The sequence below is a fragment of the Pseudomonas sp. SWRI81 genome (assembly GCF_014268545.1).
In the GTDB taxonomy this organism is placed as follows: domain Bacteria; phylum Pseudomonadota; class Gammaproteobacteria; order Pseudomonadales; family Pseudomonadaceae; genus Aquipseudomonas; species Aquipseudomonas hamedanensis.
This window is the reverse complement of the sequence record NZ_JABWQS010000087.1, coordinates 1-2,436: the sequence shown is the minus strand read 5'-3', so window position 1 is coordinate 2,436 and position 2,436 is coordinate 1. Positions and strand designations below refer to the sequence as shown.

The window sequence follows — 2,436 nt, the reverse complement described above, 5'->3', positions numbered from 1 at the left end:
CGATGGCGTCGTACCAGTCGATGGATATGCTGACTGACCCACCGCTATCGCGAGCAGGCTCACTCCTACACTGGACCTGCGTGCTCCGTTTTGTACGATCCAATGTGGGCTTCATCCAGCTCTGCCAGATATTGAGCCATACGCTTATTCGGTTTTCTCTTCCTGACGCTTGAGGTGCTTCAGATTCATATGACGCCGCGATGCACAGGCCATAACGAAAAATGCTCCGTATCTTTCGATACGGAGCATTTTCCTTGAGCGCTGCGCAGATTGTATTGCTCTGTGAGCGAGCCCGCAGTCAGTCAGTGATAGTACTTCCATCATAGCCGTTACGAATGGTCAAACTCACAACCTGGCCATCGTCATAGTAGACGTACAGCCAACCATCTGACTGAGTCCTACGCTGCACGTCTCCCGAACTGGAAACAGTGACAGTCACCGGAATATCCCCTGCTGGCTGCCCGGAGAAAGCAGACGCCACTCGCACGCCATATATCCAACGCCCGGCAATCTCCCGGGGGCCGTCCCTTTCAGTTATCTCCACCTTGTTGTGCCCCAGAGACATCGGTATTTGCGGGGATTTGTAGCCCCACATCAACGAATCCAGCCACACTGCGAAGTTGCCGGCTTGACCGCTGTTGGCGCAATCCAGCGTCCAGCTCACGCCCTTCTCCTCCATTGTTTGATCCCAATGCGGGCTCACGGTGACTCCGAGGTCTGTTCCTTCCCGGGACAACATCAATTTTACGGATTGGCCAAGCAAAGGGCTGTTGGGTTTGGGACGCATGCTTATCGTATGTGTCGCACCCAGGCAGGGATAGGCCGCTTCGCCTGAGAAAACCTGCGGGAACGTATCGAGATCGACATCCACGAACTGGTCGTAATCGCCGGGTATCAACCGTCCCGGCAGTTGCCAGTCGGACAGCACCGGACTGGTCAGGCGCAGGCCGAAGATTCCACTTTGATTCGGCGCCGAAGAAATGGTCCAAGACGTGTACTGCGCTTCTATCTTCTGTGGCGTTCCCAGTTCCGGATCAGAGATCAAACCCCGTTCCGTCGCGCCCCACAGGTCTTGCAAAGTGAGGTAGGAGCCCCACAAATCATTAGCGGGCTTGACTGAAAATAGCAATTGGTAGGGTTTTCCTGCCACCAGCACGAGATCGCTTTTGGCCAGGTCAACGGTTTTGCCGTCCAGATAAAGAATGGCTTGCTCCGCCCAGTCATCCTTCAACAAGGCCGTCACCGGGTAGGTCTGGGTCATGGTGACGCCCGCATTGGCGTTGGTGATGTCTGCCACGACAACACTTTCTCCGACAGTCTCAGGCGTATAGGCGTAGGACGTCCAACCATCAGGGCCAGTGACTGTCGTGGCCAGAGCATCCGATACGCCTTTCATGCGCCACACCACTTGCACGCCGTTGGCCACCTCACCGGTGTCCCCCAAAAACAACTGAATCCGCAACATGACACTCTGTCCGGATCCCACCACCGGATTGCCAAGCACCGGGATGGCGTCGGCGATTCCGTACAGGGCATCAACCACCTCAAAAGTACGCGGCTCTGAATATTCAGAAACGTCTCCCTCGTCGGTCTGTCGTACCTGAACAGTATAGAAACCGATCGGCCACATTTCTTCGTCCCAACGCCAAGACGCGCGACCTTCGACGGTGGCAATCGGCGTCGCCAGATCCTTGGCGTGATACAGAACGATCTCCCCGCGTGTCTCTCCCTGACCACTGATTACGACTCTGCGGGGAACCAGGCTGTCCGCTGTCGGGGCAGAAATAACCGGTTTTTTCGGCAACGCTCTGACTGCGAACAGATACGGCTCACTCCATTCGGACTCTGGCCCGCCAGCTTTTTGTTTTACCTGAAGTGCGTTCGTCCCGGGATGCAAGGGCTTATCAACTTTAAATTCCAGAACGCCCTCAGCGTCCGCAGTGTCCGAATGCAATGTCTCGCCTGCTTCAAGCCGCACGGTTACCGTTGCATTGGGCAGGCCGGCGATCCTGATGATGGGCCGTGTCGGGGTACTGCCACCTGCCATCGGTTGTTCGAACCGAGGCGCGTCAGGTCGCTCCCCTACCTCGACGAAGAATGTGCATTCAATACTTGGGTCGGAGTCGATTGCATTGACCGTCTGTACTACTTTGACTGTGTTGCTTCCGGGCGCCCATTCTGCCGTCGGTGTGAAGGTACGGGTCGCTCCGCTACCGGTGAATACGCCCTCCACCGCGCCTGCCTCGTTGGATACATGCAGGGTTACGGCACCGGTTGAAAAAACATCGGTAATGGTCAACGCCTCGTCAGCTGCCGCCGGATTGGGCAGCGGTTGAATCGCGGGTTTAGATGGCTTGACGTAGAACTCAAGCAAGTCAGTTGCAGCGGACGTCTGCCCGTTTACCGTCTGCACCGCCTTGATGTGTTTTGCTCCCG

1 protein-coding gene is annotated in these 2,436 nt (G+C 56.4%); it reads right to left on the bottom strand.

The window, feature by feature from the left end; translation table 11 throughout:
* Positions 1-298 precede the first annotated feature (298 nt).
* Positions 299-2,436: hypothetical protein (locus tag HU765_RS26530; RefSeq protein ID WP_186624063.1), on the bottom strand; the 2,138-nt coding region annotated here is incomplete at its 5' end.